Consider the following 25,505-nt stretch of genomic DNA (forward strand, 5'->3'; position numbering starts at 1 on the left):
GTACCTCGATGAGTCTGAGACTGTACCTGCTGCGGCACGGCGAAACTACCTACAGCCAGAAAGGCGGCTTCTGTGGCATCCTCGATCCCGACCTCACGTCCGAAGGGGCCACCATGGCCGAGGCGTTTGCAGCGGCTTATCGCAATCTGGATTGGAAAGCCATCTACGTCAGCCCGATGCGCCGCACGATCGCAACCGCCAAGCCCATATGCGAGGCCGCTGGTTTGCAGATGCAGCTCCGCGACGGACTCAAGGAGCTAAATTATGGCGAGTGGGAGGACCAAACCCACGAAGCCGTCGAGCGGCGCTTCAATGCCGACTACGTGCGCTGGCTGACTGAACCGGCTTGGAACCCACCAACTGGCGGCGAGACGGCAACGCAGGTCTCCAGTCGCGCGATGCCCATCATTGCCGAAATTGAAGAGAATTATGCTGACGGCAACGTGCTCGTGGTGTCCCACAAAGCGACGATACGGATCGTTTTGTGTTCGCTACTCGGCATCGACCTCGGGCGCTATCGCGATCGCATTGCCGCTCTGACGACGTCGGTGTCGATTGTCAAGTTCGACGTTCACGGACCGCTGCTGGAGGTCCTCGGCGATCGTACCCACATCCCCGAACACATCCGCAACCGACCGGGCACCTGACAACCTGCGCCACCCACGCAGTCGCGCCCGCACAGCTGGGTTCGGAATGGTCTGGCGCGCGTGGGCAACCCATCGGGGGAGTTATTTGCCAACGAGCGAAAATTTCATGCGTAGATGATTTTCTTGCAAAAACGACGTGTTCGTTAAGACGCTAGACGATCTCGACGGCTGGAGCGAACTAGTTAGCGAACTAGTTAAAGATGCCTGCCAGAAGTCTGGTGTTGTTTGCCACAGACCGCAGTTGCTGACAGTTGTGAAACAATTCAATCACCAGTTCACTTAACGGTCTATTGATGAAAGCTATGAACGAACTCGAACCTGAAACCACTGGAACATCTGATGGCGGGGCACTGGTCTCGAACCACACCGACATTGACGAACCTCGCCGTGCCCCTGCACCGGCCGCGCTTCCACGCGAGAGCGACCTGCAGGCGATGAACCGCTTGCTGCTCGATCGCATGGCTCGGGGCAGTACGGATATAAGCGACATCGAGCGCCTGGCCGATCTTTGCAGCGAACTCGAGCGCCGCGGCGAGCGCGAAGCTACCGATCGCTTCAAACGGCGGATGGTTGTGACCCAAACGATCGTCGCGATCGCAACCGGCTTCGTGACCACCACCATCGGGTTGTGCCTGACGGTCACGGTTTCGCCGCTGCTGGGACCGGTTGCCATTGTCCTGGGAGTGGTGGGAGTCTGGGGAAAGTCGCTCGCCCAGGAACGGGTGCAGCCAGTCCTTAAGGACGAGAAAACCCACCCCTCGTATACCTTTTTGACGGGTTTGCTGCTCTTAGCGGTTGTATTGGCGTTATTAGCTGCGACTATCTGGGCCGACGGTACACTGCCCTTAAAACAAGCATTAGTTGCGATCGCGACGTTGGTTCTCCTCGCTGCCCTCGACGTACTAAAGCGTCTAGCAACCGGAAGAGCAACCATCGTGTCAAGCACGCGCGCAGATCGTGTTGAATCAACAATGGCTGATGCGTGGAGTGAAGACCGATCGCTGCAGCCTTAAAGAATCGCTCGCAAACTGGCTGCAATTTACCGGCAGGATCTGCCTGGATTTTGGGGCTTAGGATTCGGCTTGTATGGATACACCAGAGCGTAGCGATCGGCTGCCGCGAATTCTTCAGAGAGTGGTTTGTGCCAGCTTAGAGTCGCTCAAATCCGGGTTCTCCTGGCTATCTATCAGGAAGTTCTCAGGAACGCAACCTACGGTATTTTAAGTTAGATACGCTTGTCGAAAGCCGAGATTTGACATCGTGCCTGCCCGCAATTGCGGGATGTTTTTTGGCAGGCCGCCTCACGATCGAACGTTTTACTCCCTACGCCATGCCTATCCCAAAGCAACTGGCACGCGCTCCTCGCAGCTGGTTGAATGCTTGGAAGCGACGCTGGCTGGAATTGCTCGCGCCCAATTCGTTGCGGACGCGTTTGACTGTAGGCGTAGCGGCCGTTTCAGTAGTCAGTTTGGGAAGCGTGGCACTGTGGATGACTTGGAGTATGCAGCGTATCCTGGTCATGAGCCACACGCAAAATATTGAGTACATAGCCCAACGCTTGCCGGATGATGTAGGACTTTACAGTCAGTCAATGCCGACGGAACGGGCGATTCAAAAGGCAATTGACAACCTCGGAGCGGGCAACACCCTGGTTTGGGTGGAAAATCATCAAGATCGGATCGTCGCTCATTCCCAGGGCACCGGTCATTCAATGGTCCTTTCGCTGCTGTCTGGTCGAATCGAGCCGGATCGCACGACACGAGTTTTTGAAGTGGGCGGACGCTATTGGGTGCTATGTGGCGGACCGTTGATCTCGAACAGCATGGGCATCGGCACATTTTATATCGCCCAAGATATCGACAACGATCGCCAGCTGTTCGACCAGTTGATCGGGAGTTTGACGTTGGCAAGCGTGTTGGCAACTGGTGCGATGACCCTCGCTATTGCCTTGTACGTGCGTCACTCGCTTGCGACGTTGCAGAGTATGGGACAACTGGCGGAGAATATTTCGGTTGAAAGCCTAAGCAGTTCGCAAATCCAACTCGAACATGCGCCAAGTGAGGTGCAGGACTTAGCACGAACGTACGACAAGATGCTGGCGCGGCTGTCGATGTCTTGGGAGCAGCAGCGCCAGTTTGTGAGTAACGTATCCCACGAACTGCGGACTCCGCTGACGATTGTTTCGGGGTATTTGCAGAGTATCCTGCGGCGAGAAACGAACCTCACCGAACCCCAGCGTGATGCCCTGACGATTGCCGCATCTGAGTCCGATCGCGTCACGCAACTGCTGCAGGACTTATTGACCTTGGCGCGGGCCGACAGCGGGTACATGCACTTTCAGATCGAAACATTGGATTTGTGCGAGTTCGTCAACAAGATTGCCGAGATGGCTCGCGCTTATAGCAACCGCACCGTGACGGTGGATCTCAACAGCTGCGACTGCAAGGTGCGGGCCGACGAGAGCCGCCTGACGCAGGTACTGCTCAACCTCATCGACAACGCCGTTAAATATTCTGCCCCGAACCAACCGATCGCCTTGCGGGTCTTGCGTCCGGGCAACGTTGCCTGTATCCAGATTTGCGATCGCGGCGTCGGGATTCCACTGCCGCACCAGGAGCGTATCTTCGAGCGGTTCTATCGGGTTGATGAGGCGCGATCGCGATCGACTGGTGGGACGGGACTGGGATTGTCAATCGTCAAAATCCTTGTCGAGGGCATGGAGGGCGACGTGTGGGTTAACTCCAAGCCCGGGGAAGGTAGCACGTTTACGGTCAGCGTGCCGCTGGCAGCGTAGCGATCGGTCTCTGTGCCGTTAAGAGCTTTAGGTACTGCGTTCGAGCAGTTGGGAAGAAAGCTAGTCTTTCTTTAGAACCGCTGCTGGCTGGAATCTTTAGAGCCGCTGCTGGCTGGAATGAGGGCACGTTAGCAGCGTTGCTTGCGGCTAAGAGATTGTTGAGAGCGGCTTGATGAGCGTCACGACTTATGTAGCTGGTATCGAGAGCATTGGTATGAGCCCGCTTCATGGTCCCTGGTTTGCGAGCTGACTGGAGGGCTCTGAAACCTCCCGCCAGAGGCGCATAGCGATTTAGCAGCAAATTGCTTACGTCGCGTCTGAAATCAGAGTGGCAATGTAAACAAGGCGGCAATAGTGGACTTTACAGGCGCTCTGCTCACACTTCGGCACACCCGATCGTCTTAGAGCAAGATTTGGGGGAACCAATGATTAAGCAGCTTGTAGAGCGCAATCGCGCCGCTGACGAGCGATGTCCGCATGCCGGCGACACATGGCAGCGAATCGAGTGGGTTGTAGGCTTCTGCGAGGGCGCGCGCGGTGACAATGCCCGGGAGGGTTCGACAACGGAGTACTACGAGGGGTTTCTGAGTGGGCTGCGCTGGATCGGGAAACGTAAGTACGACAGAGCTCGAGATGGCAAGATCTCTACTGGAAGGGGCTTTGCGGGATCGCAATGCGATTGCTTGTTCTCAATCGTTAGCATTTGTTGCGAAGAGCGGTCGGTATTCTCAGTTACAGAGCTTACTGCCACAAAACTACGGCTACTCTGATATTCGCTCAACTTCTAGCAAAGGTTACAGCAGTCAGTTCCATCAAGCTCACATGAGAAGAAATATAATGCCACCACTCGCCACAGTGGGCTACGCGTTGATTGTGCTGCTGCACAGGGATGCGATCGCTTGGGTGAACGCGCGTTCGAATCCTTCATTGGTCTGTTGGGGTAATTGCTAAACTACTGCACGAAACCGCCCACCAAAACGGCACCTTCTGGGGGCAAATATGCCCAGCTTTTACCGTCTGAGAGATGGCGATCGCGCGCGCGACTTTGTCCTCATTACGCTCCAACTTCCTCAGCTAAACCGGCAAACTCGCACTGCGTTGCAGCTTCTGAACCAGCGACTTCCCGCTTACTTTGTCTTCGGCTAATGGACTTTGGAAAAAGCAGCTCAATGGCGAGAGAAAAGATCGGATTCGAGTATGAATTTATTGCCAACTCGGATGGATTGAAATCAAAAACTAGGGCAGGCGTTGGCTGTAGACCTGATAGTCCGCAATCAACAAGATTGGACCGATAGTGCTGGAAGAGGGCAATCGCTCCTCAAGAGGCATGACCCTTAATTGGCAGGGGATCTCGGTAGTTCTGAGTCAGACCAAAATGGTTTGAAAGCTCGGATCTAATCAGCGGACAGCCAGGGCGAGCATAGCCAAAATAAAGCGCTTTTAAATGACTTTGACCGGACTGGAGTCGACTATTTTCAGATTTGATGAAGGTTTCAACGATCGCAGGTTGCAGAAGTAGCTTTAAAGTCTCAATGCCCTACAAAACGTCGTACTCTTCATAGAACGAAATAGCCTTGGTTTGTTCCCTCCGCAGATGACAGTCTCGTTGCGAGCACTAGTTGCCGACTTCAACCACAATTGCGTTTAACCTAGTGCCCATCCCAACGCTTCAGGGGGACGCAGTCGATGTCGAGGCGATCGAGCGCCCGCGCAACAACAAAGTCGACCAGATCTTCGATGGTTTTGGGATTGTGATACCACGCTGGAATCGCAGGAACGATTGCCGCACCAGCTTCAGCAAGGACCGTGAGATTGCGCAGGTGAATCAAGCTAAATGGCGTCTCGCGTGGAACGATCGCCAGCGGTTTGCCTTCCTTGAGCTGCACGTCTGCCGCTCGTTCCAGTAGGTCCGAACTCAACCCGGCTGCAATCTTCGCCACCGTACTCATGCTGCAGGGTATGACGATCATGCCGAGCGATCGATACGAGCCGCTCGCGATCGTGGCACCGACGTCGCCCCAGCGGTGGCAGCGTAGTTTGCCTTTGCTGGGGCAGCCGGCTTGCTCGTGCCAGAACATAGCTTGCAAATCCGGTTCGGCTGGTACGCGCACGCCCTGCTCTGCCTGCCAAACAATGAAACTTGCCTTGGAAGCAACAACGTCTACAGTGTAGTCAGCTTCGAGGAGCCACTTGAGAGCACGGACGGCGTAAACCATGCCGGAGGCTCCGCTAATACCTAGAATCAACGGGCGATCGCTTGTCATACGATTGAAGTTAACTTGATGGCCTTGGCACTCGCGAGTCGATCGAAACGCTTGCTGTAATTCAGGTCGGCCGGAGATTGCTCCGAGGGTAGCGCTTCGATGCACTCGGCAAGTAGTGCTGCCACTCGTCACCCTTTTACACTCGCAAGCGGGTGTCAGGGCAAACTCGTTAACACGACTATCCCTGAAGCCGAGTGCTATAGAACTTTATTTTTAGCTAAGCGTTCGAGTAAAAGTATCGGCTTTGGGAGCGATTTTGCCGATAAGATCGCGCGTCCGTTGGAAGGGCGGACGTGTTACCTGTCCGAAAACTAATATGGGTTCTTGAAGAATCTTCAGACCAAACTTTCTGCAGAATCAGGGATTCAGCTACCCAGACTCAAAGCTTCTGACATCCCTATGACTGAAGTAGATGGGTTGCGGGAACAACACACTGGCTCTTCCTTGGGGTATCGCCAATCTCCATTACGAAAAGCTGACATATACCGACCCACGAATGGATGTTGATTCGGTATCTCCCCCTAGTCCGCTTCTCCGCCCACAATCGCGTCTCGAATCCGCAAGCTCGGACCGCCACATCCAACGGGCAGACCGTTCTGACCCCCTTTCCCGCAACCGCCGGATTCGTCCCAATAGAAGTCGTCCGCGATCGCTTCTATATTCGCGAGGGTTTTGAATACATTGCCCGAGAGCGTCACGTCCCGAACCGGATCGGTCAGCTTGCCGTTGCGGATCGTCCAGGCTTCCCCAGCACTGAAGGTGAACATTTCGCCATTGGTCATGCCGCCGAGCCAGTTGCGTGCGTAGATACCGCGATCCACGTCGCGAATCAGGTCGGCGACGGGCGTGGTGCCGCGCTCGATCCAGGTATTGGTCATGCGCACGATCGGCGAATATTGGTAATCGAGACAGCGCGCATTCCCCGTTGGTTGCTCCCCCAACTTGCCTGCCGTTTCCCGCGAGTGCAGCCGTCCGACCAGAATGCCATCGCGGATCAGTTGCGTGGTCGTGGCAGGCGTCCCCTCATCGTCGATCGCATAGCTGCCGCGATGGCCGGTCGGTGCCGCGCCGTCGAAAATCTGCAGCTCCGGCGGTCCGAAGCGGCGGCCGAAACTCATCACCTCCAGCAAATCGGGATTCTCATAAGCCATATCGGCTTCAGACAGATGCCCAAACGCCTCGTGCACGAACAGCCCGGTCAAAATCGGGTCGATGACGACGGTGTAGGTACCGCCCGTGACGGGCGGAATCGACAGGGCGTGGGTGGCACGCTCGGCCGCGGCGCGCACGCGATCGTCGAGATCGCGGAAGTCTTCGAAGGCGCTACGCGAGCCAGTAGTCTCGCGGCCGGTTTGCACCAGTTCGCCACTGCGAGCGGTCGCCGCAAAGCGCGCTTCCAGATCCGACCACACCTGCTCGACCAGGGTGCCGTCAGAAGTGGCGAGGGTCACGCGCTGGGTCACATCTCCATAGCGAACGGAGGTGGTTGCGATGCGCGGATCGGCATCGCACAGGATGTGGTTGTAGCGATCGCATAGCGCCTTCTTCTCGGCCAAAGGGACGTGTCGCGGGTCGGTCCCCGTCAGAGGCAAACGATAAACACCTTCAACGGGCGTCACGGGCGCGATCGTCGTGGTTTCCGTTCCCACCATGCGCGCGGCCGCGATCGCCTCGCCGATGCGGTCCTCGAGATCGTCAAGATCGTTGCAGGTGGCTAACCCCCATCCGCCTTTGTAGCAAGCGCGAATCTGAGCGCCGATCGCCCGCTCCTCCGTCAGAGTTTCCACGCGATCGCCGCGCAGATAAATGTCCGTCCCTTCCGATTCTTCCAGGCGAATGGTGAGAAAATCGACGCGCTGGCGATAGCGGGCCATCAAGTCGGCCAGTCGGTTGCGGCCGTCGGCCAGTCGGTGAGGCATGAGGCTAGCTCGGGTAGAGGTTGAGGGCGATGGTGCAACTGCGTCGCGCTACTAGGCTAGCTTGGGTGCGGTACGGCAGTGCGGTGCCGCGATCGCTAGTGGCGAGGGTCAGCTGAAGCGATCGCTACCCCAGTAGGCTTTCGATGCTGAGGGGAACCAAGTCACCCGCTACCGTCAGTCCCAGCCACATTTGTTGCAGGGGCGCGATCGGCGCACCCGTGAGCGCGCAGCATTCCTCTCGACGCGCCGTTGCCGCAAAACTTGCGCGGATATCTTCGGCTGCCAGCCCGCGCGACCCATTCTGACCTCGTTCCTGCACGTATTCCCACAACACATCGCGAATCAAACTCTGGTAGCCGAGGTCGCCAGACAGCTCCTTCAGGCGCTCCTTTAGCTCGGGTTCGAGGCGAATGCTGGTGACCTCCATCTTGGTGGTTGAGGTTCGGTGTCGTGTAGTGATGGTCATGGCTGCGAGTAGTTGCGAGACGTTACAAAAAAATGTTGGTCGATCTACTGGACATCTTATACTACAGTCCTGTAGTATCGAACCAGCGAGCCAATCGGGAATCCCATGCGAGTCCCGTTCGCTCCGACGAATTTTTCCGACACGCTTTACCCAACCGACTTTTTATCAGAGCTTCCGCTCATGTTAGGACGCTTCACCGCCATAGGACTCAGCACGCAGAATGGCCACCCCTCGTGGATGCCAGCCTATGCAGCGCAGCTCGGCGCGGCGATCGCGTCCATTTTTAGCGGACAGATGGGTCTTGGCATTTTGACCCCCATTGGTTGCGAGGAGGTCAAACGCGATCGCCGGGGCAATCAAATAAATCCGGAAAAAGCCAGATACAGCGGGCGGAGTAGGCAGGAGCTTATTCCAATGTAGGGACAGAACGAACTTCTTCCGACCCCCCGCTACTGGATATCAGCAGCGGGGGTTCTTTTTTGCAGCGCTGCTTCGCTTCATCCTCATCCACCATTTTTCAAACTCAACAGCAGAACGGACCGCGCGAGCGGAGTCTGTCCATCCTGGGGAATTTACAGTCATGCAAACGCAACACATGCCCCGGTCGGTGTTTCACAACTCGGTCGTGGTGTTCTCCAAAAACTACCTGCCCCTAACGCGGGTGGATCTCAAGCGCGCGATCGCCTTATTGGCAACGGGTAAAGCCGTCTGCCTCGATAACATTGACGCGATTAACACCCACAGTTGGACGGTTCGCTCGCCGAGTCTGGTGTTGACCGTACCGACCTGCATTCGCTTGACGGGTACCAGCACCGAACGCATGTGGAAGGTGCCGCCAGTCAGTCGCCGAGAAGTTATGCGCCGCGACCGGCACGCCTGCCAATACTGCGGCAGTACCCGCAACCTCACCCTCGACCACGTCCAACCGCGATCGCGCGGCGGTGCCCACACCTGGGATAACGTCGTCGCCGCTTGCGCTCCTTGCAACTCTCGCAAGGGCGCTCGCACGCCTGCGGAAGCGGGAATGCCCTTGTTCCGCAAGCCCAAGGCTCCCATGCACCCTGCGCTTGCCTTTGCAGAAAAGTTTTGGAAAACGCGACCGGCCGCGCCGCCGATCGCCGAGTAAAGAGACAAAAAGCTGATGTTGAAGTTGAACTACACGGAAGACGGTTTGTACCTGGAGCGAGTCGCCAAGTCTCTCGAAGACGTCCTGCGCGATCGCGTGGTTTTGATGGCGCGCTTGGGCGAAACTCTATATGTGGAGTCAGGCAGTGCCTCTTTCCTGCTCCCGCAGGACGCACCCGGGCTGTCGCGGCTAGTGCAGTTGCTGCAGCACGAACGTTATGAAGATGTTGCAGTTGCAGCCGTCGATGATGAGTGCGTTGAGATTTGCATGGAGGGTTGCTGGATGGCTGCGAGTCCCGATGCCGATACGGGAACATTTTTAACCGCGCTCGATGATGAAACCGAGTTTCTCGTCGCTCGTCTCTGGGAAGCAACTCAGGTCCAAGCGACGTTCCTAGCCTAAATTTCGGGAACGTTGCTGACACAACTCCCGGCTGCAGGGGCGATCGCCTCTTGAAGACCAACATCCCACACAATCTCCAATGGCGTTACAGTGCGGCATAACGGTTCAATGTAGTGACGCGATCGCGATGTTTTGGCTGGGCTGTGCTTTTTGGTCCTACAAAGAATGGGCGGGCGAGTTTTTCCCACCGGGGAGCCGACCGACCGACTACCTGCGGTTGTATTCACAACGCCTGCGCGCCGTCGAAGGCAACACGACCTTCTATGCCACGCCCGATGCTGCCACTATTCGGCGCTGGGCTGCTGAGACCCCACCGGGCTTCGCCTTCTGTCCAAAACTTCCACGCACCGTCAGCCACGCAGGCTCTCTCGTCCCACAGCTCCCGGAAGCACTTGCCTTCGTGGAACGCCTGCACGCTCTCGGCGATCGCCTCGGACCCCTCTTCCTGCAACTTCCGCCCAGCTACGGGCCCGACGCGATCGACGATCTAGAGCAATTCCTGATGCAGTTCCTTCAGTGCTGGCAGGAACGCTTTCCAGATCGGTTCTCCACGACGATTGCCGAGCCGCGATCGCTTGCCAAATCCGATCCCTTGCCGAGATCTGGCTTGAGCGTCGAAGTGCGTCATCCCAGCTGGTTCGTTGCCAGCCATGCCGATCGGTTAACCGATTGCCTAGCATCTCTGGGCGTCGCGCGAGTGTTGCTGGACACCCGACCGGTTTACTGGACTCCAGACGACCCGCAAGTTGGCGCGCGTCGCAAACCCGATGTGCCCTTGCACCCACAAGTGACTGCTGGGTTTACTCACGTCCGCTTTATCAGTCACCCCGAGCCGGCCCGCAACGATCGCTTCCTGAACGAATGGGCCGAGCGCGTAGCGGCATGGTTGCATCAAGGGACGCAAGTGTATTTTTTCGTGCACTGCCCCCAAGAGACGCGATCGCCCCACACTGCTCGTGACTTCCAGAAACGCCTGGAAGCACTAGGCGCGCCCGTGCCATCCTTACCTTGGGATCGCCTTGCCCCTGCCCCCGAGCAACTACGCTTATTTTGAGCAACTGCTTTTGAGAGGTGGATTCGGAACCATCAGGTAAGCGAGATTGCTCTAGTACGGACAATGGATTGAAGCGCTGGCTGTATCTGAGTATCCAGCACGGCTCGGATGAAAAATACCCACCTCTGTACTGAAACCCTTCAAACACCTCTTCAGCCAGTCGACCTAAGACCGATCCGGAAAAACTCTCGGCACCGGGAAAACGCCCTGAGATAGTGTCGCCAAATCAGGCTTTCCCGATCGGCTCCTCCCCCATCGGCAGGAAAGGTTGTCCAAGTTGCTATTTAGTGCTATAAATTCGCAATTGAATGAGTTTTATCGCGAAAATCATGCAACAAGTCAAACTTTGGCTCGGTGTTGGTAGTTACGTGTTCGTAAGCGCTGGGGCCGTGTCGCCAGCGATCGCTCACGATGCCGTTCCCGAGCAGTTTTCCCGCTCGGAAATCTCCGAACTCGCCCAAGGCGGTGAAGGAGCTGAAGGGGGTGAAGGAGCTGAAGGCGGTGAGGGTGGCGAAGGTTTCAAGCCTTATAATCCCTTCGGCAGCGGAGGGGAAGGTGGCGAAGGCGGTGAGGGTGGTGAAGGCGGTGAAGGCGGTGAGGGTGGTGAAGGCGGTGAAGGCGGTGAAGGCGGTGAAGGCGGTGAGGGTGGTGAAGGCGGTGAGGGTGGTGAAGGTGCTGCCTCAAGCTTTCAAAACCTTGTCAGTGACACTGTATTAGTCACTGCACTGCGTCAAGGCGGACACATCATCTTCTTCCGGCACGCCCAAACCGAGAAGGACTACGCCGACCAAGTGAGCGCCGACCCAAATGATTGCTCGACGCAGCGCACCCTTAGCGAAGCTGGTTGGCAAGATGCAAAGGAGATTGGTGAGGAATTTGAAGACCTGAACATTCCCATCGGCGAGGTCTATTCCAGCCAGTATTGCCGTGCTTGGCAAACTGCAGACCTAGCATTCGACTCCTATGAAAAAGTTTCCGGGCTGAACTTCGCTCCAGCAGAGGAGTACACCGAGGCTCAGGTCGCGCAGATGCGAAGAGGCATCATGCCGCTGCTAACCGCCACCCCAGCAAGAGGGACGAATACGGTCGTTGTCGGGCACGATGATGTCTTTGAATCCGCAACGGGTATTTACCCCGAACCGCAAGGCGTCGCCTACATTCTGAAGCCCGACGGTCGCGGCGGCTTCGACATCATGGCCATGCTGCTGCCATCAGACTGGTCGCAACTGCCTCGGTAGCGCTAGCAAAAAGAACGCGCGCGATCGCCTCTGCAGTTCATCTTTGGTGGCGATCGCGTAACTTAGAACTGTTTTTGATAAACAAGGATCTATCCTATGACTGCCCTTGAAGAGAACAGCCTGCAATAATTAGGCTCTCTCAGCGCAGTTTAATGACGAATGACAGCAACTAGAGCAGTTGGCGCGTCGGTTTTGCTCCGAACGCACCGGTAGTCCGGCGGAAAACCCCACCTGAGTTACGTCGCCTCGCTTCTCGCCGTTCGCTACAGTGAGCCCAGGACATTACGAAACTTTACGTCGCGTCAGACTATGACCACTGCCACAGCTCCGCAAGCGTCTACGCAACTACCGCCGTTAATTCCACGCGAAGTGCTTTTTGGGAACCCTACGCGGACCAGCCCACGCCTATCGCCCAACGGACAAAACCTCGCCTACATCGCTCCCGACGACAGCGATGTGCTGCAAGTGTGGCTGCAATCTTCAGATGGCGATCGCCAGCTCACCCAAGACAAAAAGCGTGGCATCCGCATGTTCTTCTGGACCTACGAGCCCGGTCAGCTTGTTTACTTGCAAGATTCCGACGGCGACGAGAACTTTCACCTTTATCTTGTCGATATCGACACCAGCATGGTTCGCGATCTGACGCCTTTCCAAGGAGTTAAGGCTCAGTTTATTGACAGCGATCGCGACCATCCCAACGCGCTTCTAGTCGGACTCAACCTCAAAAACTCGCAAACCTTCGATGTTTACCGCATCGATCTCAAATCCGGAGCGGTCGAGTTCGTGGCTGCCAACCCTGGCAACATCGTCAGTTGGGAAGCAGACGCAAACTTTGAAATCCGTGCCGCTGCTGCCGCAACCTCCGATGGTGGTAGCGAACTACTTTACCGTGCTAGCGCCGATGCCGACTGGGAAACCTTGCGCCGCTGGGGACCCGATGATGAAGGCGGACCCAGTCACTTCTCGAAAGATGGGAAAACCCTCTACATCATTGGCAACCATGATGCCAACGCCCAGCGCTTGATCGCTCTCGACCTCGACAACCGCACCGAAACGGTCTTAGCTGAAGACCCGCAGTACGACCTCAGCGGTATTCTCCTGCACCCGCAAACCCGCGAACTGCAAGCAGTGTCTTTTTACGAAGACAAAGTGCGTTGGCAGGTGTTTGATGCTGATGTTGCTGAAGACCTCGAGGCAATTGCCCAAATCCGCAACGGTGAATTTGCGATCGCCAGTCGCACCGATGACGACACCGTCTGGCTGGTCGCTTTCCTCACCGATGACGGTCCGGTGTACTACTACCGCTACGAGCGCGCCACCAAGCACGCCGAGCTGATGTTCAGCCACCGCCCGGAACTAGAAGCACTTTCCCTATCTTCGATGCAGGCGATCGAATATACCGCTCGCGACGGTCTTACAATTCACGGCTATCTCAGTACACCCGTCGGCGTGCCAGCTGAAAACCTGCCAACTGTGCTACACGTTCACGGCGGTCCCTGGGCGCGCGACACTTGGGGTTATTCGCCGTCGGTGCAGTGGCTGACCAATCGAGGTTATGCCGTGCTGCAAGTGAACTTCCGCGGCTCGACGGGTTATGGAAAAGCCTTCCTGAATGCCGGGAACCGCCAGTGGGGGGCGGCTATGCATGACGATTTGCTCGACGCTGTCGAGTGGCTCAAAGCCAAAGGCATTAGCGACCCAGATCGCATCGCCATTATGGGTGGCTCATACGGTGGCTACGCTACGCTGGTCGGCTTAGCGTTCACGCCCGAAGTGTTTGCTTGCGGCGTCGATATCGTCGGCCCGTCGAACCTCGTAACGTTGATCCAGAGCGTCCCACCCTACTGGAAACCGCTCATGGCAATGTTCGCGCACCGCGTCGGCAACTTGGAAACTGAGGAGGATTTCCTCAAGGCGCGATCGCCGCTGTTTATCTGCGATCGCATCCAGAAGCCGCTGCTGATCGGCCAGGGTGCCAACGACCCCCGCGTCAAGCAAGCCGAGAGCGAGCAGATCGTGGACGCCATGCACGCGGCAGGCAAGCCAGTCGAATACGCGCTCTACACCGATGAAGGGCATGGCTTTGCTCGGCCGGAGAACCGCATGCATTTCTACGCGCTCGCCGAAGAGTTTCTCGCGAAATACCTCGGCGGTCGGGCCGAACCCATTGGCGAACTAACCGGACATTCGGGCATCGTGCGCTAAACGACAGCGTCCCGAACTCCCGCACGAACAGCTATCCCTCCGGCAGCGATTGCCCTTATCCGCGGCGCGATCGCTGCCGGAATGCGTTTTATGGATTCAATGCCGTGCTGGTGAATCGTCCATCTTTAGCTATTACGGCAGAGAATAGCTGAAAGAACAGATCTTCGTGTGATTCGGCTCAGACATCAGTATGAAAACATAGGGAGACCAGAGCGAATTTTTGGGCTTCCTCACTTATTGGTCTTCCTAAAGTAACTTTAGAGTGATTAGCACTGGATGAGGGAGCTGGCAATCGCACTACCGAACACAACCGGTATGTCGCGCGATTGGTCTCGGTAACAGGTGGCGATCGCCCCGGGGGCAACTTTACTCGCCGATCAACAATTGAGCGAGTGCCGTCCGCTGTTCCGGTTCGTAGTGAGGCGGGCTCTGACGCGAGTCGGTAATCAGCCAATCGAGAGCGGCTGCCTGCACGTCGATCGCCGCGCCATCCTTGTCCACGCAGTAACGACCGAATACGAGTTTGTCTACCAAGCGCACCTTCGGACCCAAGCGCGAGTAATCGAAGATGATGCTGTTGTTGACCGTCGCGCCGCTGCAGACCCAGCAGTTAGGACCGATCATCGTCGGTCCGACGATCCTCGCGCCGTCTTCGATGTGCGTCATACCGCCAATATAAACCGGACCCTCGATGTCCACTTTGTCCCAATTCACCGCCACGTTCAGACCCGTGTAAATACCGGGGGCAACTTGCGTACCAGGGATCTCCACGTTCTTGATTTCCCCAAGCAGCACGCCGCGAATTGCCTGCCAGTAGTCCGGTACTTTACCGATATCGACCCACTCGAAGTCCATATCGATCGCGTAAAAAGGCGCGCCCATTTCCACCAAGCGCGGGAATAGCTGGCTGCCCAGGTCGAACTTTTGATTCTGAGGAATGTAATCGATAACTTCCGGTTCGAGGATATAAATACCCGTGTTGATCGTCGTGCTGAGGGCTTCTGCAACCGACGGTTTTTCCTGGAAGGTTTGGATGCGACCCTGCTCGTCCGCTACCACGACGCCGTAGCTCGACACTGCCTCGCGCGGCATGGATTTGGTGACCACCGTCGCGATCGCGCCCTGCTCTCGGTGAAACTTGACCGCTGCCGTCAAATCCAAGTCGATTAGCGCATCGCCGCAGAGAACGATAAAAGTGTCGTCGAAAAAGCAGTTGAAATCTTGCACGCGGCGAATGCCGCCAGCCGAGCCAAGGGCTTCGCCGACGAGCTGCCCGTCGACAATGCGTCCTTCAAAGGAATAAGCAATATTGACGCCGAAGCGCTGACCGTCGCGGAAGTAACTCTCGATCTCGTTAGCCAGGTGGCTGACGTTGACCATGACCTCGGTGAAACCATGTTGGCGCAACAGCTCCAATAGAAACTCCATCACGGGTTTCTGCAGGATCGGAATCATAGGCTTGGGAACTGTGTAGGTAATCGGGCGAACCCGCGTCCCCTTACCCGCCGCCAAAATCATGGCCTTCATAGACGGTGCTCCTAAACTGCAGCGTGTCCCACCGTGGCTTGGTGGTTGAGTCTGATTCTACTCAGTTGCGTCAATCCGGCAACCCTCTTGGTAGCAGGGACCGTGCAATCAACGCGTCTGGAAGCCTTGCCAGCAGGCAACTCTTCGAGACTTCCCATCAGTATAGGCGCAAGTGCGTCAACGCCAATCCGGCAGATCCCAATCTTGCCCCAATCTTGCCCAAAAACAGCTGATTATCGACTAACTTCGGGCAGTAGCAACCGTAGAAGCTGGGAGTGTCTCCGGCTCGAGCCAGCGAACGCTCAAATCCTGATAGAACTCGTTTTGGGAAAGCTCGACCTTAGACTGCGACGACAGCAACAGCAGCGCCCAAAACACCCCCACGCGATCCCCGGTTGGAGATTGATGGCGCTCCCCCTGCACGGCGGATGCCGATTCCATCCACCAGCACAGGAGTTGCTCTAGGTCGAGCCAACTGTCCTCTAACTCGCAATCGCTTCCGTCCGACAGGCGATCGCTCAGTAGCGCTTCCAGTCGCGCCGCCAGCTCGGTCAGGTTCTCGTCATGAGCGAGTTGTGCGATCGCGGCCGTTGCTTCTCGGCGCGACATCTGGCGCGGGCGCTCCGGCCGCGGGCGATCGCCGAGCGCGTCCCATTCGGCTGAAAGATCCCGGATCTGAGCGAGCAATTCGGGTAGGGTAGCCCTGCGCCGGCGCGGCGGCGGGACAGCCGGACGGCGGCGAAGGTGGCGCTCTAAATGCAGCGGTAACCCGCGCTCATCTGCTATAACCAGCAATTCCTCCTCGCACTCCGAGGCGTCGTCTTCAGTTGCTTCGGCCAGACGCTGTAGTGCATCGGCCTTGAAGTAAACCAACATCGACGCCCATAGGAATGCCTGTCCCGAGAGGGGGAGGTCGGCGCGATCGCCGCTGCGGCGTTCGAGCTCGTCTAAAACGCGATCGATGGCGTCGATGACGCGTACGTCCCAGGGGTCGATCTCGCCGCGTTCGACTTGTTCTAGCGCGTTATGTAAGGCGGCGCGGGCAGCGCTGAAGCTCATGCCGGTCTCCTCAATAATTCCTAAAAAGTTCCTCAAAGCTTCTTCGGTTTCCAGTTGGCGTTGGGGACGCGTTGTAAGCACCAACGACCCGGCTAGGTAGAAGCGTCCGACGCAGAGGGAGGCCGTTGCTCTTCAGGGGGTAGCAGGAGCTGACGCTGCTTGTCGAGTTCAGCCTTGTAACCTTCAATGTCCTGAGTCAGGGATTGAATTTGCTCGTCTTTGGAGCGCAACTCGCGTTGATCGCGAGCGCCTTCTAGCTGTCGTAACAACCGACTCCATGCCCCAAATACCCAGGCCACCAGCGCACCAACTCCCAACGCCACGATCATCTCGATCGCCAGCGGCGCTTGCACTTCATAGCCGGGTACGATTTGGATGCGAACGAGTTCGGTATTCTCCAATCCAAAGAGCACGAGAGCGAGACAGACCGTAAAGATGATGAGGAAATTCAATTGGCGCATTGACCGGACTCCCGAAGTCGAGAAGCAGCAATACCTGTTAGGCGACCGATCCCACAGTCGCCTATTTACGATAACGAGGGAGATGCGGTGGCGCACCCAAGCGATACCGACCGCTGCGCGCGGCCGAGCGTTCCCGAAGAACTGCTGCCCCACGTGCCATCCTTCGCCGCGATGAATTTCGCGGTGAATTTACAGTGCTAGAAATCGCGCTAACTTTGCAGGAAAAGAAGCTAAAGATTCTGCCGACTTTGCCTCATGAGTACTTCCTCTGGCTCGTCTGCAACGAGCATGTCTTCTGCCGAACTGCGCCGCAGCTACACCCGGGCCGGACTCAGCGAAACCGATGCCGCGACCGATCCGTTGGTCCAGTTTCACCGCTGGTTCGAGGAAGCCGTTGCTGCCGAACTGCCCGAACCCAATGCCATGACCCTGGCAACGGTTACCCCGGAGGGCAAGCCCGTCGCGCGACTGGTATTGCTTAAGGACCACGGCGATCGCGGCTTCATCTTTTTCACGAACTACGAGAGCCAGAAAGGGCGCCAGTTGCAGGCAACTCCGTGGGGCGCGCTGGTATTTTGGTGGGCCGAGTTGGAACGCCAAGTGCGCGCGATCGGACGCGTGGAGCAAATTGCTTCCGAGGAGTCGGATGCTTATTTTCAGTCGCGTCCCCACGGCTCGCAGTTAGGGGCTTGGGCATCGCCGCAAAGCCAGGTGGTGGAGTCGCGAGCAGTCTTGGAAAAGAATTTAGCGGCGCTGGCAGCCAAGTATCCCGAGGGAGAACCCGTGCCGCGACCGCCGCACTGGGGCGGTTTTCGGTTGGTGCCGGATGAAATTGAATTCTGGCAGGGACGGCCGAATCGCCTACACGATCGCCTGCGCTATCGTCGCACCAATGGCGGCTGGACGCGCGATCGCCTCGCACCCTAAGGTCTGGGTAAGCGCGAAGCGAGCCCGTCTGTTACGTTCGGCAATCGGTCGTGCGCGCGTCGGTAGGGGATGATGCCTTCACCCAAAAGCGCGACGGCAGGCATTGCTGCAGCAATCGCTGACAAAACGACATTTTTTGCAAGCATCGGCGGTAATATCGAGTTCGAACTGCGGGCGACCTATGACCGATACCATTCTCGCTACCGAGCATCTCACTGTAAGCTTTGATGGGTTCAAGGCGCTGAACGACCTTAACTTCAGTTTGGCTGCCGGCGAGCTGCGCGTCGTAATCGGACCAAATGGAGCGGGCAAAACCACGTTCCTAGATGTCATCACCGGCAAGGTGCAACCTACAGAAGGACGCGTGTTGTTTAAAGGGCAGGACTTGCGCGGCCGGCCGGAACACAAGATCGCGCGACTCGGAATCGGGCGGAAATTTCAGACGCCGCGGGTGTACTTGCAACTCACGACTCGCGAAAATCTCGACCTTGCCTGCAACCGCAACAAAGGCGTGTTTTCAACTCTATTCGGGCAAGCGGCTGTGGAGGACAAGCGCAGAACGATCGCGCTGCTGGAAACCATTGGGCTGTCGGCGAAGGCGGACATGCGCGCGCAGTTTTTGTCTCATGGCGAGAAGCAACGCCTGGAAATTGGGATGCTGGTGGCGCAATCGCCGGATTTGCTGCTCGTGGACGAGCCGGTTGCTGGACTGACCGATGAAGAAACGGAAAACGTCGGCAATTTGTTGCTGGCACTGGCGGAAAGCCATTCGCTGATCGTCATCGAGCACGACATGGAGTTCGTGCGGCAAATCGCGCGGCAAGTGACCGTATTGCACCAAGGCTCGGTGCTCTGTGAGGGCAGCATCGAGACAGTCCAGAACGACCCGCGAACGATTGAAGTGTATTTGGGACAAGCGCCGACGATTTCTCCCGAACAGCTGAAGGTATTGCGGATCGTGGCCTCGCTGGCATGGTCGGACGGTAACCTCACATCAGAAGAGGAAAAGGCAATCCTGGAGCGATTGAGCCGCGTGTTTGCCCAGGATATAGAACAGCAGCAGGAGCTGCAACGGGAGTTGCGGGATTATTTAGCGGCTGACTTGGGTATGGATGCGCTGGCGGCCGAATTGAAGAGCACTCGCGATCGCGAGCTGGTGCTGAAGCTCGGGTACGAGGTTATCCTTGCCCACGCCCGTAGGTCGCACGAACCGCATATCAACGAATACGAGCGACGAGCCTACGAGAAATTGGTCGGCCTGTTGGAGTTCGATCGCGAAACCGTCGCCCGTCTGGAAGCCGAAGTTGAGGGAGATAGCTAATGGCGCAAGCAGTTACCAACTCACTCCATACGAAAACCGCACCGATGCTGCAGGTGTCGGATCTGAACGTCTACTACGGCGAGAGTCATATTCTGCGGAATGTGGACATGCTCGTACCGACCGGGCAGATGGTGTGCTTGATCGGCCGCAACGGTGTCGGCAAAACCACCCTGCTGAAAACGGTTGTGGGATTGCTCGCACCGCGCACGGGCGAGCTCCGGCTTGAGGGGCGCCCGATCGCTCAGCTGACGCCCGATCGCCGCGCGCGTCTTGGCATCGGTTACGTGCCCCAAGGACGCGAGATTATTCCGCGCTTGACAGTTGAGGAAAACCTGCTGCTGGGTCTGGAGGCACGGCCGCAAGGTCGTACGGGGAGAGAAACGATTTCTGAGGAGATCTTTACGCTTTTTCCGGTGTTGAAAACCATGCTGTCGCGGATGGGCGGCGACCTCAGCGGGGGACAGCAGCAGCAACTTGCGATCGCGCGCGCGTTAATGGGTAACCCGCGTTTGTTGGTTCTCGACGAGCCGACGGAAGGAATCCAGCCGTCGATCGTCATGGAAATCGAAGCAGCGGTTCGACGTATCATTGCCACCCGCGGCATCTCCGTACTCCTCGTCGAACAACACTTGCACTTCGTGCGCCAGGCCGATCGCTACTACGCCATGCAAAAAGGGGGCATCGTTGCTTCGGGTCCGACGAGCGAGCTATCGCAGGTCGTGATCCAACGCTTCTTGGCAGTCTAGTTCTGGGGTCTGCTGTCTTCTCGGCGGTTGTGCCAATAGTGGAACCTATCTGCAAGAGCCTAACGCCCCATTTTGAGCCGTATTGGGCTTCATCGGCGGCACCTAGGTGCCGGTCACGCGCTGGCGAATTGCTAGCAAGTTAACCGTTAAATCCCGACGCAGGCGCTGGGCAATCAAACCGACCGGCATTGTGCGCGGCGGCAGCACCGTGAGGTTATAGGTCAGGGTTGTGACTTCGCCAGCCGTCGGATCGGTTGTGGGGGCGAGCGACCAGTAACCTTCAAAGCGGCGAAAGTCGCCCTCAACCATGCGGAAATGGATCTGCTCTGGATAAATCTCATCGAGATCGAGAACGACGCGGGCACGGAAGTTAACCCTCAACAATTGCTGGAATCCAATCTGCTCCACGCGCACCCCGCCATGTGGATGTGCCAGTCGCCGACTTGCTTCCAAGCTCGGGATGAACTCGGGCAGTGCCTCGTAGTTTGTGAGCACCTGCCAAATTGGCTCCAGCGGCCGCGCGATCGCGATCCGCGCTGTCAGACAGCGCTCGCGCTCGCGTGCTTCGGTGGTAATTTCGACTGCATCAGCCGCCTCAACAGTCGGTTCCGGCTCCAGCAGCTCCGACCCATCTAATGAGGTCGGTAAAAGGTCTTCTTCGTTCACGAACAGTTAGTTAGAAATTGGCATATTGGTCGTCAGTGTAACAATCTCGAGTGTCCTTGCAACTCAGTTGGCAGACTGCGGGAGTGCTAGCGTAAACCGCGTATCGCAAGGCATACCATCGCGGAAGTCGCTGGCTGCTTCGAGCGTGCCGTCGAGCTGTTTGACCAAGCTTTCCGCCAATGCCAATCCTAAACCCGTCCCGGAAATTGCTTGCTTGGTGGCCCCGCGTCCGCGTCGAAACGGCGCGAAAATATGGGGTAAGTCTTCGGGATGGATGCCCACGCCGGTATTGGTAAATGTTAGAACCAGGCGATGGCCGCCGGCAGTATCGGTTCGCTGGGAGATTTGCAGGCGCACGCTGGTGTCGGCGGCGGCAAACTTGCTGGCATTCGTTAACAATTCTTGGATCACCCGCCGCAGGGCATTGCCATCAGCTCGCACTTGCAGGAACGTTGTCTCCGACAGCGGCGGGAGATAGGAGATCGACAGCGTTAACCCCCGCGTCTGCAAGGTTTCTGCAAGCTCGGTTTGTATGTCGTGCAACAACGCATGCAGGTCGAGATCCCGCACGCTCCGGCCGGAGCGTGCGGGGTCGGTCTGCGAGGATGCAATTTGTTGGAGTGCCAGCAGATCTCGAATAAGCGCGCTCTCGCGTCGCAGCTCGCGATCGAGGATATCGAGGTACTTGGCGCGACGCTCGGAGTCGAGTCCGGGTTGACCGAGCATCTTGACAGCAATCTTCATCGTCGCCAGTGGCGTATTCAGCTCGTGGCTCATCGTACTGAGAAATTCGTCTTTGAGCTGATTGAGATGCTGGAGTTGGTTGACTTGCTGGCGCGTCGTTTCGTAGAGCTTGGCCTGGACCTCTAGGCTGTGCTGGAGCTGGGCCGTACGCGCTTCCACCAACGCTTGCGATCGCTGGAGCACTTTGTGGTGGAGGGTGGCCGCACTCACCTGCGACGCAACGAATTGCAGCAACTCCAGCTCTTCCCCGTGCCAATGGCGTGGGTAGTCTTGCTGGAACACCAGGAACCCCAGTACGCACCCCAGATCGTCCTCGCTGCTGGGGCGCCCGGCTAGTGGGACGAGCGTCCACGCTGAAGCGCCTTCTTCGCAGAGCAATGCAGTCGCACAACTTGCCAGTGGCAACGGTCCAGCTGCCAAATCAGCAATCGCCAGCGGCTCGGGGGCTTGTTGCCAAGCTTGCTGGCAACAAGGTGCATCTGCCAGTGCAAAGCTCGTGCCCAGGGGCGGCAGCGGCGTTTCCGGGCTGGCCGCCCATCGCGCGATTACTTCCACCTTGGCAGTCGGTACTGTTGGGCTGCTGCAACAGGCGGCTAGGGGATCGTCATACTTGAGCGCTAGCACAAAAGCGCGCGCGACCTCCAGAGCACGCCCCGTTGCGCCGAGGGCGACTGCCAGCACTTCGTTGAGATGCAGCGCCGTGCGCAAAATGTCGCCGAGGTCGCGTCGTAATCCTTGATAGCGGGCTTGGTGCTGAACGCTCTCCTGCAACCCAGCCCAAACAAGCGCCACTGCCACGCGCTCCCGACAAGCTAACAAGAGCTGGCGCAGCTCCACCGTCCACGCGCGATCGCGCGTGCCCCCCAACCAGATGCCGCCCCAGCCAGCTTCGGCGTAGGGTAAGGTCAGTCCCAGCCATGATTCGACCGTGAAAGTTTCGCTCAGCCAGCTCCAGGGTTCGCTGGTTACGCCGATCGAGGACGAGTAGGCTACCGGCTCGGTCGAACTCGTCACCGACAACAATCTGGCAGCATGGGTCTGAAAGCGGTCGGGCTGCAAGCATGCCGAGCCGCCATCGCGAAACCACCACGCCGCTCTCACGGATGCGGTGGGCTGCGATCGCGCCAGCAAACAACACGCAGGTACTGCAAACGTTTCACCCAGCGCCTGAGCCACTTGCGATAAAACAGCTGCCGCGTCGTTGCTGCCGCGCGCGATCGCGCGGTCTATGCGCGATCCGAGGTCACACGGATCGGCGGGGGAAAGGCGGAATGGCTCGCCAGTGGGATTCGAGCGGGGCACGAGGGTCCCAAGCTATAAAACGATACTCTTGAATATACCCCCGACTCTCTGAAAGCGGTTTACGTGCCTTTACAATCTTGGAAACCCATCGCGCAGCACTGACAGGAATTCGTTCGCCATGTTAACTAAGTCCACTACGCGCCACATCCGACTGTACGCCGCCGAGATCGGCGATAACGAACTTATCCCCAGCCAGAACGTACTGACTCTGGATATCGACCCTGACAACGAATTTATCTGGAGCGAAGAAACTCTGCAAAAGGTTTACCGTCAATTCGACCGGCTCGTTGAAGCGAACAATGGTCGAGAGCTGACAGAGTACAACCTTCGCCGAATCGGATCTGATTTAGAGCATCTGATTCGCTCGCTCCTGGCTAGCGGTGAAATCAGCTACAACCTCAACAGCCGCGTTCTCAATTACAGTATGGGTCTGCCGCGCGTACAAAATCCCGACTCAGAAGGGAAGTATTTATAAGTGAGTCAAACGACCGATCGAGCCATCAAATTTATTAATCTACGCGCGGAGCGGGCGGGCAACAATGCGCGCCCGTTGACTTTAGATTGTCCGTTCGGCGATCGCTTGGCGATCGCTTGTTTGTTGCTCGCGCAGTCCGCACGGCGGTGAGGCAAGAACCGATTATGCCCGAGGAGTCAGCTTCAGCAGCCGCACACTCCGCGAATTCGAACCGTCAGTCCCCCAATGCGGCAGATGCGCGGGATTGTCATAAATACCAAAGGCCCTTGTTGCGGCTGTTTCTGCGGGTAGTCGGACCGGGCGCGTCTGACTTCGCACCGGGCGAGTTACTCGCCGGGCGCTACCGCGTGATAGCGGGGGCAGTGGTGCTAGACACGCAGCCAGCCCAGCCACCCGATTTCCCCGACCGGGTTCCGGAAGCCCTGCTGCCCTACTCGCGCCTGTCACCCTACCAACTCCATGTCCCGCAGGTGTTCGGACGCGTGAGCGATCGCGATCTGTGGTTGCTAGAGTACGGCTACTTGCGCAGCGATCGCGCAGCGGGGCTGGAGCGCGGTGAGGTGCTGCCGATGTTAACCGATGCATGGGCTGGAACCTCGCCGCTGCGGCAATTGCATTGGTTGTGGCAGATGGCACGGTTGTGGCAACCCTTGTCCGACCAGGGCGTGGCGGGTGCATTGTTGGACGCGAAGTTGGTGCGCGTGGACGGGTCGCTCGTGCACTTGTTAGAACTCCCGCTCGACCCCGAGCCGGAGTCGATGTCGCTGGCACAGCTCGGGCTGCTGTGGACGCCATGGACAGAAGGTGCCTCTCCAGCCATTCGTGATTTCTTCAGTTTTGTGTGCGTGCAACTGACCGCGGGCGCGATCGCGCGGCCCGAGCAACTCGTAGCCGTCCTCGATCGCGCTCTGCAACGCTGCGGGAGCTCCCAACAGCGTTTGTTTCAGTTGGCAGCGCGGACCGATGTCGGACCGATGCGCGACCACAATGAGGACGCCCTTCACATTGGCGAGGACGGGCTGGCAGCTGCTGATGCCCTGGCAATCGTTTGCGATGGGGTCGGCGGTCATGCGGAGGGCGAAGTGGCGTCGCGTTTGGCCGTCGACGTGATGCTGCGAAAGCTGAGCGAGCTGCCTCAAGCGATCGCGCCTCAGGAGCCGGAGGCAATCTCCTTGGAGTTAGCAGAGATTTTGCGGGAAACTAACGACGCGATCGGAGAGCGCAACGATCGCGAACGCCGCCAGGGCCGCCAGCGCATGGGAACAACATTGGTGATGGCGATGGCGCGGTCCCACGAACTCTACGTTGCCCACGTGGGCGACTCGCGCGCTTATTGGATCACGCGGCGCGGCTGTCAACAACTGACTCTAGACGACGACGTAGCCTCGCAGCAAACGCGCCTCGGGCAGACCCTCTATCGTGAGGCTCTACAGCAGCCGGCGGCTGGTTCGCTCGTTCAGGTGTTGGGCACGGGACCGTCTGCGTTGCTGCACCCGAACATCCAGCGGGTGGTTCTCGATGAAGACGGGTTGTTTTTGCTGTGTTCTGATGGGTTGAGCGATTTCGATCGCGTCGAGCAGTATTGGGAGCAAGAACTCCTGCCAGTGTTGGAAGAGCAGACGACGCTCCAGGAGGCTGCCGAGCGCTTGCTGACGATCGCCAATACCCAAAACGGTCACGATAATGTTACGGTGGCGCTGCTCTATTGCCAGGTCAGCCGACTCGGCGGCTCGGACGACACCGCGCTGCTCGGCCCGTGGGAGTCTTGGGTGTCTTCAGTGTTGAGGGCAACCAACCTCGAGCGCCCGAGCCCGCTGCGCCAGCGCCAATCGACCCCGACCGTTCGGGCAGCCACACCGCGGGCAGCAATCGCTCTCAGCCTCGCAATCGTTGCCGTTGCCATCGCAAGTGCGATCGGATTGTCATATGCATTCGTGCCCGAGGCGCGCGCGGCGATCGACGGCGTTCGCCAACGCCTCCTTGGTTCGCCCCTGCGCGATCCCAGCGACTTCCGTCGTTGAGCACCGGTAGCAAGGACGCCGGATCGCAGAACACAAAGGTGTTCCAGGCTACAGACAACGGCAGGTGACTACAGATTTTCTCCCGGAGACTGCGCCGCAAAGTGTGCTACGACTAGTCCTGGCAACTGAGTAGCGAGCGGG

General features: G+C 57.8%; 23 protein-coding genes and 1 pseudogene. 16 read left to right on the top strand and 8 right to left on the bottom strand.

The features are described 5' to 3' along the window. The first annotated feature begins 8 nt into the window (after window positions 1-8). From KR51_RS13865 to KR51_RS19850, 5 genes are all read left to right on the top strand, one after another. Complete coding sequence (locus KR51_RS13865) at window positions 9-647, top strand: histidine phosphatase family protein (protein WP_022608673.1); 639 nt, start codon at window positions 9-11, stop codon at window positions 645-647. Window positions 648-783: 136 nt separating this feature from the next. Continuing rightward, complete coding sequence (locus KR51_RS19845) at window positions 784-930, top strand: hypothetical protein (protein ID WP_156915116.1); 147 nt, start codon at window positions 784-786, stop codon at window positions 928-930. A gap of 19 nt (window positions 931-949) precedes the next feature. After that, on the top strand, window positions 950-1,660 hold the full coding sequence (locus KR51_RS13870) for a hypothetical protein (protein WP_040656283.1): 711 nt from the start codon (window positions 950-952) through the stop codon (window positions 1,658-1,660). Between the two features lie 317 nt (window positions 1,661-1,977). Further along, on the top strand, window positions 1,978-3,441 hold the full coding sequence (locus tag KR51_RS13875) for a sensor histidine kinase (protein ID WP_022608675.1): 1,464 nt from the start codon (window positions 1,978-1,980) through the stop codon (window positions 3,439-3,441). Between the two features lie 999 nt (window positions 3,442-4,440). Beyond that, entirely contained in the window at window positions 4,441-4,587 is a 147-nt protein-coding gene (locus KR51_RS19850; protein WP_156915117.1) for a hypothetical protein, read from the top strand. A gap of 503 nt (window positions 4,588-5,090) precedes the next feature. On the opposite strand, the gene KR51_RS13885 is transcribed toward KR51_RS19850, so the two are convergent. The 3 genes from KR51_RS13885 to KR51_RS13895 all read right to left on the bottom strand — a co-directional run bounded on the left by KR51_RS13885 (window position 5,091) and on the right by KR51_RS13895 (window position 8,084). Next, on the bottom strand, window positions 5,091-5,705 hold the full coding sequence (locus tag KR51_RS13885) for a flavin prenyltransferase UbiX (RefSeq protein ID WP_022608677.1): 615 nt from the start codon (window positions 5,703-5,705) through the stop codon (window positions 5,091-5,093). Between the two features lie 521 nt (window positions 5,706-6,226). Further along, the gene (locus KR51_RS13890) at window positions 6,227-7,624 is read right to left on the bottom strand and encodes a TldD/PmbA family protein (protein WP_022608679.1); all 1,398 of its coding nucleotides are present in this window, start codon (window positions 7,622-7,624) and stop codon (window positions 6,227-6,229) included. A 124-nt stretch (window positions 7,625-7,748) separates the two neighbouring features. Further along, complete coding sequence (locus KR51_RS13895; protein WP_040656370.1) at window positions 7,749-8,084, bottom strand: ribbon-helix-helix domain-containing protein; 336 nt, start codon at window positions 8,082-8,084, stop codon at window positions 7,749-7,751. A gap of 586 nt (window positions 8,085-8,670) precedes the next feature. Between KR51_RS13895 and KR51_RS13905 the strand changes: the two genes are divergently transcribed. The 5 genes from KR51_RS13905 (at window position 8,671) to KR51_RS13925 (ending at window position 14,115) form a co-directional block, all read left to right on the top strand. Beyond that, window positions 8,671-9,216: an HNH endonuclease gene (locus tag KR51_RS13905; protein ID WP_022608682.1), complete on the top strand. Its 546-nt coding sequence runs from the start codon at window positions 8,671-8,673 to the stop codon at window positions 9,214-9,216. Between the two features lie 15 nt (window positions 9,217-9,231). Next, the gene (locus KR51_RS13910; RefSeq protein ID WP_022608683.1) at window positions 9,232-9,618 is read left to right on the top strand and encodes an alr0857 family protein; all 387 of its coding nucleotides are present in this window, start codon (window positions 9,232-9,234) and stop codon (window positions 9,616-9,618) included. A gap of 79 nt (window positions 9,619-9,697) precedes the next feature. Next, window positions 9,698-10,672 carry a DUF72 domain-containing protein gene (locus KR51_RS13915; protein ID WP_022608684.1) on the top strand — a complete coding sequence of 325 codons (975 nt, stop codon included), beginning with the start codon at window positions 9,698-9,700 and terminating at the stop codon, window positions 10,670-10,672. A 329-nt stretch (window positions 10,673-11,001) separates the two neighbouring features. Continuing rightward, window positions 11,002-11,910 carry a histidine phosphatase family protein gene (locus KR51_RS20780; protein ID WP_084202480.1) on the top strand — a complete coding sequence of 303 codons (909 nt, stop codon included), beginning with the start codon at window positions 11,002-11,004 and terminating at the stop codon, window positions 11,908-11,910. Between the two features lie 309 nt (window positions 11,911-12,219). Continuing rightward, window positions 12,220-14,115 (top strand): S9 family peptidase, encoded by a 1,896-nt coding sequence (locus KR51_RS13925; protein WP_022608686.1) that lies wholly within the window; start codon window positions 12,220-12,222, stop codon window positions 14,113-14,115. Window positions 14,116-14,481: 366 nt separating this feature from the next. On the opposite strand, the gene KR51_RS13930 is transcribed toward KR51_RS13925, so the two are convergent. The 3 genes from KR51_RS13930 to KR51_RS13940 form a co-directional block, all read right to left on the bottom strand. Further along, window positions 14,482-15,642, bottom strand: coding sequence for a sugar phosphate nucleotidyltransferase (locus KR51_RS13930; RefSeq protein WP_022608687.1), 1,161 nt, complete (start codon window positions 15,640-15,642; stop codon window positions 14,482-14,484). 240 nt (window positions 15,643-15,882) lie between these two features. After that, window positions 15,883-16,701: a segregation/condensation protein A gene (locus KR51_RS13935; protein WP_022608688.1), complete on the bottom strand. Its 819-nt coding sequence runs from the start codon at window positions 16,699-16,701 to the stop codon at window positions 15,883-15,885. A 92-nt stretch (window positions 16,702-16,793) separates the two neighbouring features. Further along, entirely contained in the window at window positions 16,794-17,162 is a 369-nt protein-coding gene (locus KR51_RS13940) for a LapA family protein (protein ID WP_022608689.1), read from the bottom strand. A 288-nt stretch (window positions 17,163-17,450) separates the two neighbouring features. Here KR51_RS13940 and pdxH point away from each other — a divergent pair, with 288 nt between their 5' ends. From pdxH to urtE, 3 genes and pseudogenes are all read left to right on the top strand, one after another. Beyond that, window positions 17,451-18,089, top strand: a complete 639-nt coding sequence (gene pdxH, locus KR51_RS13945) for a pyridoxamine 5'-phosphate oxidase (protein ID WP_040656289.1) — start codon at window positions 17,451-17,453, stop codon at window positions 18,087-18,089. Window positions 18,090-18,270: 181 nt separating this feature from the next. Then, window positions 18,271-19,008: pseudogene (urtD, locus tag KR51_RS21345) on the top strand (urea ABC transporter ATP-binding protein UrtD); the annotation flags it as partial. Window positions 19,009-19,454: 446 nt separating this feature from the next. After that, window positions 19,455-20,156: an urea ABC transporter ATP-binding subunit UrtE gene (gene urtE / locus KR51_RS13955; protein ID WP_040656377.1), complete on the top strand. Its 702-nt coding sequence runs from the start codon at window positions 19,455-19,457 to the stop codon at window positions 20,154-20,156. Between the two features lie 102 nt (window positions 20,157-20,258). Here the strand turns inward: urtE and KR51_RS13960 are convergent, their stop codons facing one another. After that, window positions 20,259-20,822 (bottom strand): SRPBCC family protein, encoded by a 564-nt coding sequence (locus KR51_RS13960; protein ID WP_022608693.1) that lies wholly within the window; start codon window positions 20,820-20,822, stop codon window positions 20,259-20,261. Between the two features lie 63 nt (window positions 20,823-20,885). Then, window positions 20,886-22,868, bottom strand: a complete 1,983-nt coding sequence (locus KR51_RS13965; RefSeq protein ID WP_022608694.1) for a GAF domain-containing sensor histidine kinase — start codon at window positions 22,866-22,868, stop codon at window positions 20,886-20,888. Between the two features lie 118 nt (window positions 22,869-22,986). On the opposite strand from KR51_RS13965, the gene ndhM reads away from it, so the two are divergent. The 3 genes from ndhM to KR51_RS13975 all read left to right on the top strand — a co-directional run bounded on the left by ndhM (window position 22,987) and on the right by KR51_RS13975 (window position 25,364). Next, on the top strand, window positions 22,987-23,343 hold the full coding sequence (ndhM, locus tag KR51_RS13970; RefSeq protein WP_022608695.1) for an NAD(P)H-quinone oxidoreductase subunit M: 357 nt from the start codon (window positions 22,987-22,989) through the stop codon (window positions 23,341-23,343). Beyond that, on the top strand, window positions 23,344-23,493 hold the full coding sequence (locus KR51_RS19855) for a hypothetical protein (RefSeq protein WP_156915118.1): 150 nt from the start codon (window positions 23,344-23,346) through the stop codon (window positions 23,491-23,493). A 116-nt stretch (window positions 23,494-23,609) separates the two neighbouring features. After that, window positions 23,610-25,364, top strand: coding sequence for a protein phosphatase 2C domain-containing protein (locus KR51_RS13975; RefSeq protein WP_156915119.1), 1,755 nt, complete (start codon window positions 23,610-23,612; stop codon window positions 25,362-25,364). Window positions 25,365-25,505: the final 141 nt, after the last annotated feature.

The sequence above is a fragment of the Rubidibacter lacunae KORDI 51-2 genome (assembly GCF_000473895.1).
GTDB lineage: Bacteria > Cyanobacteriota > Cyanobacteriia > Cyanobacteriales > Rubidibacteraceae > Rubidibacter > Rubidibacter lacunae.